Source organism: Pseudomonas sp. LBUM1678 (assembly GCF_059695575.1).
Genome location: NZ_CP166775.1, coordinates 3,502,086 through 3,512,849, shown reverse-complemented (window position 1 = coordinate 3,512,849; position 10,764 = coordinate 3,502,086). Strand labels below are relative to the sequence as shown.

Genomic DNA, 10,764 nt, shown 5'->3' with positions numbered 1-10,764 from the left:
TGCGCACCGGCTGTGGGCAGTCCGCACGGGGCTTAGATTGCAGCTATAGAGAACGTACTGAGGTTTATCACCACAGGTTCGTTAATGCGCTGGTTAGCGCTACGTTTCAATGCAATGCGCAGTTGAGCGAGATTACTTTGAAACTTTTGAGGATTGGTTACCGATTGGCTCAGCAGGGCAGTTACCAACGTCTGGGAGTCGGCGTTGGGCAAGCCGGGCGCCTTTTTGATGAATGTCCCGATGCCGTCTCCGGGTTGATCAAGAAGTACCCCGACATCGGCACCGGCAAATTTGCTGGAGGGAGCGACATACTCGCCACCCTTGGCCAGATTGAGCAGTTCGGATATCTCCATATCACCCTGCATCACGGCCTTGATATAGGCGGGGTCCGCGTAGAAAAGATCCAGGGTGCCTGGCCCGCCATGGGATATTTCGTGCACTACTATGTCTGCAATTTTACTGTCGTCGTAATTCAGGCGGCGATAGTGGTTATTAAGGGGTGTTGTATAAAAGACGATAAATTTTTCGTGCACCTGATCGGCCTTCGTCGCCGCTTGCCACGCGCGGTAGTGCTCGGGATAGAGCCCGGCCATCAAATCACCCGCATTTGAACTATCGACTATGAAATTGTTAATCGAGATGGAATTGAGATCGTCCTTCATGACTTTGAGGCCTTCCAGATACCAGTCGGTCACCTCAGTCGAGTCGGAGCCAAACAGCGCCTTGAGCACAAACTTGCTGTCTCGGTCGGTCATGCCCTTACTCAGTACGTCAATCGCAACATCGATTTTTCTCGAGGCAACGGGCAGCGCGTTGGCGATGACGTTTCGCGCATAACGTTTAGGCATGACCCGATGCAACCCAGGCACTCGTTTATAGTCGTTGGTGATCCGGAAGTTCTTCAGGGCTGGTCCCCATGGTTCGCCAGTGCGCAGATTGAGACCGAACCATTGGTGTTTGTCGCGGACTGCCCATATCGAAACCGCTTCACCAGCGTCCCCCAGTGGTCGCCATGTACCGTGTCCGACATCCTTGCGATTCACCACCTTGAGGAGGTCATAGGATTGCGCGCTGCCAGTCAGTCGACGCAGTTGAAACGTCGCACTCTCCAAGGCAGCCGCTCCTTGTGTACTGAGTTTCAAGAAACCCTTTTTAAGCAGGCGGGCACCGCAAAACAGTAACTGGGGCGTTCCGTCCAGAGGATTGAAGAGAGAGAACGTCGCGCCGGCACCGATTCTGGCCAACTGAGCAGTTCTGGAGGTCAGTGAAGCCGTTTTCGCGGCAGCACTTGCAAACTTTCCGGCGACACCGACCACCGTTCCGAGAAGGGCGAGCCCATCAATGATGCACCCGACGGCTCCTTCGGCCTGGCGCGTTTTGTCATCTGATGAAAGGTCTTCAATGCACCTTTTAAATGGAACAACCAGGTCGATGATGAACGTGCCAATGCGTTCCGCCTTTTCGCGTTCAAGCTCCAGCGCCGTTCTACCTTCAGCGTTGCGATACAACTCTTCGTAGCTGGCCATGGGGCGGTGTTTGAAGATGAAGGAAGCAATCGCCTTGAATGGCTCGCTGCAAAAACTCTGGTAGGGGCTGCTTGTCGAGGGCGCACGTGTCAACGGGGCAGGCAACACGCCGAGTTTCTCAATCACTGCGCGACTGGTAATACCGCTGACGGGTTCCACACCTTGGTTGTAAGCGTTGAAATCGATGGGCAGTGAAAGGGGGCTGATCGCTGGAGTCGGGTCGGTCATGCTCCCCTTGAAGTCCACTCTTGAAAATGAACTGACCTTGCCCGAGTCAACAAGAATGCGCCCGAGTCCCGGGTTCTTCCGACATTCGCCACGCAGCGTGAAAACTTCATAACAGCTGAGTTGCCCTTGGTAAGTCGCACACAGCACTATTGCGTATCGGCAAGTGGCAGCGTCTTTGTCGGCCTGTGTTTCTTTAAGTTGCCCAGGTTTGGTATTGACGCCCACCACGCCGACTGAACTGCCCGACATGTTGTGCTGGATCGCTACCGATTTTCGAAGGGTATAGCAGCTGATTTCACCCGCCAGAAGTGCAATTCGATCTCGTTCGGGCAACTGCGACAGTGCCAGCTTGATCGTTGCGAGCACCCCGGTTTCCAGCTTTTCGTAATAAGCATTGAAGGCTGGCTCAAACAGCTCGCTCACCGGATACAAGGTTTTCACCTGCGGGAACGACGTATAGACACTCGTTCCTCTGCGATTCCACTCGCCCGTTGCCAGATCATCAGACATGTGCAAGTCGACCATGGACATTTTTAACGAGGATCCTCGACTGCCATAAAATCCCTTGCCTTCCTGCACAAAGATTTTTTTTTCAAGGAAGTCGCACCCTGGAAGCTCTTTCTGCAACTGAGCACGCGCGAGCGTCTCCCTGGAGGGAAGAGGACTGCTCAGCGCACCGATAACGCTGTCGAGGTCACCGATATAGTGTTTGAAGGCAAAGGTCGCATCCTGCAAGGCGTACTCATCGTAATTGCCATGTACATCAGGCGAGATGACGCCGTTAATAGCCGCCCAATTGATAATCGGGTTGATCGTCGCAACGCTGTGCAGTAGCGCGAGTTCTTGTGTTACAGGGTCAAGTGCGGCGAAGTCCAGCAGTTGAGCGTAATTCATTAACCGCGATGCGCCAGGGGCATTGAGTTCGGCCAGCGCCACCGCCTGACTCAGTGTCACCCAGGCCGGGGTGCCCAGTCGCAAGGATTCGGGGAGGTCCCTGACGGTAAATTCAGGCGCGATCCCCGCGAGTAGAATCAATGACGCCAGCGGTGTTGCAAGGCCCGCGCCTTTGTTCAAGCGGAGGAGGTGGTTCTCAAGGTCTGCGCGTACGTCGAGTGGGCTCCGATCAACGTTGCCAGGCTGATAAAGGTCATAACCGGCAATCTGATTGCGTACCTGGCCAGCAGATGAATCAAATCCGAGGATGATTGCCGCCAATAGCAACGCCTGAAGGTGTTCTTTACACGCAGGTTGCCCTTCAAGGCTGCCATACCATCCAACAACAGCGTGGTATTCGCGCGCCCATTCGATCGCACGCTCGGTCTCCAGAATCTGGTCCAGCAGGTAACCTGCTCCCGCTTCAACCTCTTCAATCGGTTTCCCGGCAATCACGGGGCGGGCGAGCTCTTCCAGTATTTCATGAGGATGCTTGAACACTTGATGGGTGAGCGCCAATACTTGCTCACGTTCCTCGGTACTCAGCGATAACGGAGAGGTTTCGGAGCCAGAGAGTGTATGCCAGCAGTTACCCACCGGCGATGGGTCAGGCAAGTCGAGGTGTAAAAATCCAATAAGATTTTTTGTCTCGCCGACAGTCTTCGGGATGTCGAACTGATGAAAGCTCAGCCACTGTTCAATGCTGACATGGTCATTAACGTAAATATAACCGCCTGCCAACGCTGCGATTTCAGCGATCAATGACAACGAGTTTTCGAGGTCGGGAAAGTATCGCAGTTCGTCTTTCAGACTTATCCACGGGGTGTTACGACGTACATCCAGGTCGCCCTGTGCGTTCACTCGAAGGCTAGAAGCCTCGTCAAATATCGAAAGGGTTTCACGGAGTTTTGAGAAGTCGGGGGTGAGCACAAGCTTTTCCAGTAACGCTCTTCCAGGATCGTAGATGTCATCGAACGAAGAGCCCCTGCGATGAGGGATCTGCACGCTTGAAAGATCAACTTCCTGACGGTCCTCTGCGCCATGAATGACAATCTCCAAAGCACGGTTAAAATCCTCTTTTTCACCGCGATTTACTGCAGTCAGATGTTCAGGTGCTGACGTGGATGAAGTAATAATGCTGGCCATAAATAAGTCCGTTTATTTGGCGTGGGTCGATGGTCGGCCACAATCCTCTTTTGATTTGGATTAAGTAGCAATGTCAGTAGTGTGATGGCTTGTTTCAATAAGATGGCGAGGCGTGTTGAATGAGCAGGGGGCGGGGTGATTAATGGTCGGATATAGTTTGCCAGTGGCACGGCAAACTATTTGTGAGAGTAATAGTTTGTAAAGGGAAGAGTTTAATGAGTGATCAGGCAAGCATGCCTTTGACCTTGTCCCGCAACTGATCAATGGAGAACGGCTTGCCGATCACCTGCATACCTTCAGGTGCGTCGATACTTTCGGCATAACCGCTGGCAAACAGAATCGGCAATTCAGGGCGCAGCATTCGCGCCTGTGTCGCCAGTTCTCGGCCGTCCATCACCGGCAAACCCACATCAGTCATCATCAAATCGATGTGCTGGTCTTCATCGTTGAGAAACTCCAGCGCCTGTTCGCTGCCATCGGCCTCTAGGACCTTGAACTCCAGCTCCTCCAAGACGTCGACGATCAGCATGCGCACAATGGCATCGTCTTCTACTACCAGGATGATGGATGGGTCGGAGGACATAAGAAGGCTCTCAAGTTAAATTCAGGGTCGCCGGCGGATCGAAATCACCGGGCTCTAGCATGAGTAAGTGGCGGAACCCGACAAGTTCCCAGCGTTGTGTAAAAAGAATAGCTGTACAAGAGGCGGCAGGATAACCGCTCCTTTGACCGAGAGCAGCTAAATGCAGGGATTTGCCCGCAGACACCTCAGAAAATTGGATCAATGTGCCAGTTTTGGGGCAAACTCCTTGGTTTTGAACAGTTCGACAAGGCCTTCCCATGACCCCTGCGTCTTCGGTTGATGAGCAACGATTCCGTAAACTCCTGAGCCGCAACATCAGCCTCCCGCTGGGCGTCGGTGTGCTCAGTGCGGTGTTCTTTGTTTCGCTGATTACATACCTCCTGTCGGTGATCCAGTGGGTCGAGCACACCGACCGGGTGATCAATAACGCCAATGAAGCAGCGAAGCTGACGATTGATCTGGAAACCGGGATGCGGGGTTTTCTGCTCAGTGGCGATGAGCATTTTCTCGACCCTTACGAAACCGCCAAGCCGAGAATCGCGGTCGCGCTCAATACCTTGCTCGAACTCACGGCCGACAACCCGGTTCAAACCGACCGTCTGCACAGGCTTCAGGCCTTGCAGCAGGAGTGGGCCAGCTACGCGCAGTCGATGATCGATTTGCAGCGCGCCAGCGGCGATTATCGCAGTGTCGTCAAGGCCGGGCGCGGCAAGCGGCTTACCGATGAGATCCGCAAGCAATTCGAAGACGTGATCGACATGGAGCAGCAGTTGCGTACGACGCGCAACGAGGAAGTGCGCCGCACCACGATCTGGAGCATCACCCTTTACCTTTTGTTCATCCTCGGTATCAGCGGTTTACTGGCCTATATCGGTCGTCGCGATTTGCTCAACCTTTCGCAAAATTACGGTGCCAACCTTGCCGCGCAACAGGCCAGCGCTTCGCGTCTGGAACAGCAAGCGTGGCTGCGCAATGGCCAGACCGAATTGGCCGAGCAGGTGTTGGGGCAACTGTCCCTCAACCTGTTGGGGCGTAACATCCTGCAGTTCTGCGCGCAATATCTGGGCTCTGCCGTCGCCGCTATCTATGTGCGTGAAGAACATGGCGGCCTCAAGCGTGTGGCGTCATACGGATTTTCTCGTGAGCAGGAAGAGCGCGAGCAGCAGATTCACAGTGATGAAGGGATTGTCGGCCAAGTGGCGCAACAGGCCCGCCTGATTCGTCTCGATAGCGTTCCGAGCGACTACTTCAAAGTCAGCTCTGGTCTGGGCGAAGGCCTGCCGCATAGCGTGCTCGTGGTGCCCACCAGCGACGATGACCGGGTCAACGGTGTGATCGAACTGGGCTTCCTGCGCCCCTTGGACGACCGCGACATCGAGTTGCTTGAGTTGATTGCCAGCAACATCGGTACGTCGATCGAGGCCGCTCGTTATCGTCAGCGTTTGCAGGAAGTACTCGCCGAAACCCAGCAACTCAACGAAGAGCTGCAAGTTCAGCAAGAAGAACTGAAGACCGCCAACGAAGAACTCGAAGAGCAGTCACGGATTCTCAAAGAGTCCCAGGCTCACCTGGAAACCCAGCAAGTCGAGCTGGAGCAGACCAACGAACAACTCGCCGATCAGGCTCAGATCCTCGCCGACCAGCGCGATGCGATGGACCTGAAGAACACCGAGCTCAATCAAGCCCAGGTGCAGCTTGAAGAGCGCGCCGAAGAGTTGCAGCGCTCGAGCAAGTACAAGTCCGAGTTCCTTGCCAACATGTCCCACGAATTGCGCACGCCGTTGAACAGTTCGTTGATCCTGGCCAAGTTGCTGGCAGAAAACCCTCAGGAAAACCTCAGCGCCGAGCAGGTGAAGTTCGCCGAGTCGATCTATTCCGCCGGCAATGACTTGCTCAATCTGATCAATGACATTCTCGATATTTCCAAGGTCGAGGCCGGCAAGCTGGAAATGCGCCCCGAGAACACAAGCGTTGCGCGTCTGGTGGACGGGCTGCGCGGGATGTTCGAGCCGATGGCCGCTGACAAGAAGTTGAAGTTCGAGGTCGACTTGCAGCCGGGTTCGCCGATGATGCTCTTCACCGACCGCCAGCGCCTGGAGCAAGTGATCAAGAATCTGCTGTCGAACGCAGTGAAATTTACCGAAAAAGGCACGGTCAGCCTGACGGTGGCGTCCCAACCAAACGATGGCATCGCCTTTATTGTCCGCGACTCCGGGATCGGCATCGCCGCCCACCAGCAGGAAAGTATTTTCGAAGCCTTCCGCCAGGCCGACGGCACCACCAATCGCCGTTATGGCGGCACCGGGCTGGGCTTGTCGATTTCCCGGGATCTGGCCGCGTTGCTGGGCGGTTCGATCAGCGTCACCAGCGAGCCGGGGCAGGGCAGTGTGTTCACCCTGGTGCTGCCGCAGCAATACGTTGAGCCGAACGAAGTGCCAGTCGCACCGATGCAGGCCACGCCGGTCGCCATGGCACCGAGAGCGGCAACGCCTGCGCTGGTGCCGCTAATTGCCGAAGTCGATATCCCGCGTTTCGACGATGACCGCAGCAAGGCGCCATTCACCACCCGTTGCATTCTGGTGGTGGAAGATGAGCCGAACTTTGCACACATCCTCTACGATCTGGCCCACGAACTGGGTTATCAATGCCTGGTCGCCCACGGCGCCGATGAAGGCTACGACCTGGCCAAAGAGTTCATTCCCGACGCCATCCTGCTGGACATGCGCCTGCCCGATCATTCCGGGCTGACGGTCTTGCAGCGTCTGAAAGAACATGCCGAAACCCGCCATATTCCGGTTCACGTGATTTCCGTCGAAGACCGGGTCGAGGCCGCCATGCATATGGGCGCCATCGGTTATGCGGTCAAGCCGACCACTCGCGAAGAGCTCAAGGACGTGTTCGCCCGCCTCGAGGCCAAGCTGACCCAGAAGGTCAAGCGGGTGTTGCTGGTGGAAGACGATGATTTGCAGCGCGACAGCATTGCTCGCCTGATCGGCGACGAAGACATCGAGATCACCGCCGTCGGCTTCGCCCAGGAAGCGCTCGATTTGCTGCGTACGACCATTTTCGATTGCATGATCATCGACCTGAAGCTGCCGGACATGCTCGGCAACGATCTGCTCAAGCGCATGTCGACCGAAGATATTTGCTCGTTCCCGCCGGTCATCGTCTACACCGGACGCAACCTGACCCGGGATGAAGAGGCCGAACTGCGCAAGTACTCGCGTTCGATCATCATCAAGGGCGCTCGCTCACCGGAGCGCTTGCTGGATGAGGTCACACTCTTTCTGCACAAAGTCGAATCCAGGTTGTCCCATGAACGCCAACGGATGCTCAAGACCGCGCGCAGCCGCGACAAGGTCTTCGAGGGCCGCAAGGTGCTGCTGGTGGACGACGATGTTCGCAACATCTTCGCCCTGACCAGCGCGCTGGAGCAAAAGGGTGCAGTCGTGGTCATCGGCCGGAACGGCCGTGAAGCGATTGAAAAACTGAATGAAGTCGAGGACATCGATCTGGTGTTGATGGACGTGATGATGCCGGAGATGGATGGTTTCGAAGCCACCATCGAGATCCGCAAGGACCCGCGCTGGCGCAAGCTGCCGATCATTGCGGTGACGGCCAAGGCCATGAAGGACGATCAGGAGCGCTGCCTGCAAGCCGGCTCCAACGATTATCTGGCCAAGCCCATCGACCTGGATCGCCTGTTTTCGCTGATTCGCGTGTGGTTACCGAAGATGGAACGCATTTAGTGGAACGCATTGATTCAGTGGAGCGAAACAGCGAAATCGAATTGCGGTTGTTGATCGAGGCGATCTACCTCAAGTACAGCTACGACTTTCGCGACTACTCCGGCGCTTCGATCAAGCGCCGGGTCAAGCATGCGTTGGTGCAATTTGAGTGCAACACCATTTCGGCCCTGCAAGAGAAGGTGCTGCACGATCCGACCGCGTTCATGCAGTTGCTGCAATTGCTGACAATTCCGGTCAGCGAAATGTTTCGCGACCCTTCGCATTTCCTGGCGATCCGCAATGAAGTGGTGCCACTGCTCAAGACGTATCCGTCGATCAAGATCTGGATTGCCGGTTGCAGCACGGGCGAAGAAGTCTATTCGATGGCGATTCTGCTGCGCGAAGAAGGCTTGCTCGATCGCACCATCATTTACGCCACCGACATCAATCCGCGCTCGCTGGAGAAGGCCAAACAGGGGATTTTCTCCATGGAGAACGTCCGCGCCTACACTCATAATTACCAGCAGGCAGGTGGCCAGCGTTCGTTCGCCGACTACTACACGGCGGCGTATGGCTACGCGATTTTTGACAAGACCTTGTGTGAGAACGTGACCTTCGCCGATCACAGTCTGGCGACGGATAGCGTGTTCTCAGAAACCCAATTGATTTCGTGTCGTAATGTTTTGATCTACTTCAATAAAAAGCTTCAGGATCGTGCGTTCGGTTTGTTCCATGAATCCCTTTGCCACCGTGGATTCCTGGTGCTGGGCAGCAAGGAAACCCCGGATTTTTCGGCCTTCGGCAACCAGTTTGTGCCTTTGGTCAAACAAGAACGGATCTACCGTAAATCATGAACAACGCAGCGGATTTGCCTACTGTGGAGGCTATCGTGATCGGTGCTTCGGCCGGTGGTGTGGAGGCGTTGCTGGATATTCTCAGCCCGCTGCGCAAAGGCTTCGCGCTGCCGATTATTGTGGTGCTGCACCTGCCTGACGAGCGTCGTAGCCACCTGGTCGAAGTGTTTGCCCGGCGCGTGCACATGTGTGTCCAGGAGGCCCGTGACAAGACGCAGATTGAAGCGGGAACACTGTATTTCGCCATGCCGGGGTATCACTTGTCAGTGGAGCACGACCGCAGCTTTTCCCTGAGCCTGGAAGACCGCGTGCATTATTCGCGGCCCGCCATCGATTTCCTGTTCGAATCGGCCGCCGATGCCTATGGACCGACCCTGGCCGCCGTCCTGTTGACCGGTGCCAACCGCGACGGCGCACGCGGGCTGGCCCAAGTCAAACACCTTGGTGGCCTGACCATCGTGCAGGACCCGGACGAAGCCCAGGTCGCAACCATGCCTCGGGCAGCGCTGGATTTGCATCACCCGGACCACATTCTCCCTATACGCGGCATCGGCCGTCTGCTTGTCGAGCTGGAACGAATAGCATGCTGAGTAACATCCAAGCCAAATTGCTGATTGTCGACGATCTGCCCGAGAACCTGCTGGCGCTTGAGGCATTGATCAAGCGTGAAGACCGCATGGTCTATAAAGCCTTGTCCGCCGACGAAGCCTTGTCGTTGCTGCTGCAACACGAGTTCGCCATAGCCATTCTCGACGTGCAGATGCCGGGCATGAACGGCTTTGAGCTGGCCGAGTTAATGCGCGGCACGGAAAAAACCAAGAACATCCCGATCGTGTTTGTCAGTGCCGCCGGCCGCGAATTGAATTACGCGTTCAAGGGCTACGAAAGCGGTGCCGTGGACTTCCTGCACAAGCCGCTGGACATTCACGCGGTCAAGAGCAAGGTCAACGTGTTCGTCGACCTGTATCGCCAAAGCAAGGCGATGAAGCAGCAGGTTGAAGAGCTGGAACAGGCTCGCCGCGAACAGGAAGCGCTGCTCAAGCAATTGCAGTCCACCCAGAATGAGCTGGAACAAGCGGTGCGCATGCGTGATGACTTCATGTCGATTGTCGCCCACGAAGTGCGTACGCCGCTCAATGGCCTGATCCTCGAAACCCAGTTGCGCAAGATGCACCTGGCCCGGGACAACGCGTCAGCGTTCACCCTCGACAAGATGCACGCCATGGTCGACCGGGACGAGCGGCAGATCAAAAGCCTGATCCGTCTGATTGAAGACATGCTGGATGTTTCACGCATCCGCACCGGCAAGCTGTCGATCCGCACGAGCCGATTTGACCTCGTGCAATTGGTCAGCAATCTGTTGCAAAACTTCGCGCCGCAGGTCGACGCCGCCGAGTGTTCCATTACGTTTACGGCTGAACAGCCAGTGGTCGGCAACTGGGACGAATTTCGTATCGAGCAAGTGATTTCAAATCTGCTGACCAACGCCTTGCGTTATGGTGGCAAGAGCCGGATCGATGTGAGGGTCTACTGTCACGAGGATCAGGCACGGGTCGAAGTGCAGGATCGCGGGATTGGTATCAGTGAAGAAAACCAGAAGCGTATTTTTCAACAGTTCGAACGGGTGTCAGCCAAGACCGTGGTCGCGGGGCTGGGACTGGGGCTGTTTATTTCGGAGCAGATCGTCGCCGCCCATGGTGGCTCCATCGCCGTCGAGAGCAAGATCAACGAGGGCGCCTTATTTCGCGTTTGTCTGCCGCTGTAGG

The 10,764-nt window shown here is 55.8% G+C and carries 6 protein-coding genes; 4 read left to right on the top strand and 2 right to left on the bottom strand.

Annotation, left to right across the window (positions count from 1 at the left end; all coding sequences use genetic code 11):
* Positions 1 to 32 precede the first annotated feature (32 nt).
* Both ACA070_RS15865 and ACA070_RS15860 read right to left on the bottom strand, forming a co-directional pair.
* Complete coding sequence (locus ACA070_RS15865; RefSeq protein ID WP_497447403.1) at positions 33 to 3,833, bottom strand: hypothetical protein; 3,801 nt, start codon at positions 3,831 to 3,833, stop codon at positions 33 to 35.
* Between the two features lie 223 nt (positions 3,834 to 4,056).
* Positions 4,057 to 4,416: a response regulator gene (locus ACA070_RS15860; protein WP_497447402.1), complete on the bottom strand. Its 360-nt coding sequence runs from the start codon at positions 4,414 to 4,416 to the stop codon at positions 4,057 to 4,059.
* A 257-nt stretch (positions 4,417 to 4,673) separates the two neighbouring features.
* Here ACA070_RS15860 and ACA070_RS15855 point away from each other — a divergent pair, with 257 nt between their 5' ends.
* Genes ACA070_RS15855 through ACA070_RS15840 form a run of 4 tightly spaced genes read left to right on the top strand, consistent with a single transcriptional unit; the run spans position 4,674 to position 10,763 of the window.
* On the top strand, positions 4,674 to 8,165 hold the full coding sequence (locus ACA070_RS15855; RefSeq protein ID WP_497447401.1) for a response regulator: 3,492 nt from the start codon (positions 4,674 to 4,676) through the stop codon (positions 8,163 to 8,165).
* Positions 8,165 to 8,998 (top strand): CheR family methyltransferase, encoded by an 834-nt coding sequence (locus ACA070_RS15850; RefSeq protein WP_497447400.1) that lies wholly within the window; start codon positions 8,165 to 8,167, stop codon positions 8,996 to 8,998. The genes ACA070_RS15855 and ACA070_RS15850 overlap by 1 nt, the downstream gene beginning before the upstream one ends.
* Positions 8,995 to 9,588 (top strand): chemotaxis protein CheB, encoded by a 594-nt coding sequence (locus ACA070_RS15845; protein ID WP_497447399.1) that lies wholly within the window; start codon positions 8,995 to 8,997, stop codon positions 9,586 to 9,588. Before ACA070_RS15850 ends, ACA070_RS15845 begins: the two co-directional genes overlap by 4 nt.
* On the top strand, positions 9,582 to 10,763 hold the full coding sequence (locus ACA070_RS15840; RefSeq protein ID WP_497447398.1) for a hybrid sensor histidine kinase/response regulator: 1,182 nt from the start codon (positions 9,582 to 9,584) through the stop codon (positions 10,761 to 10,763). Before ACA070_RS15845 ends, ACA070_RS15840 begins: the two co-directional genes overlap by 7 nt.
* The last annotated feature ends 1 nt before the right edge of the window (position 10,764 follow it).